Genomic DNA, 202 nt, shown 5'->3' on the forward strand with positions numbered 1-202 from the left:
GGCACCTTTGTGACCGCCAAAATCACCGGTGGCGCCGATGCCAATGCCGGGGCGTTCGGCCAAAGTGATACCGCCCCCATCGTGTTTCAAACCGTGCATGAAGGCGTGTTGCCCAATGGAGAAAAGAGCCACCTCAAAGACTGCACCATCATTGGGAGCGTGTACGGTGACCTTTCTTCCAATCGCGGCGTGGCGCGCACTC

The 202-nt window shown here is 58.9% G+C and carries 1 pseudogene; it reads left to right on the forward strand.

Annotation, left to right across the window (positions count from 1 at the left end):
• Positions 1–202 (forward strand): annotated as a pseudogene (locus tag AB4496_RS27650) (DNA repair protein); the annotation flags it as partial.

The organism is Vibrio sp. 10N.222.46.A1, assembly GCF_041473595.1.
In the GTDB taxonomy this organism is placed as follows: Bacteria; Pseudomonadota; Gammaproteobacteria; order Enterobacterales; family Vibrionaceae; genus Vibrio; species Vibrio tasmaniensis_A.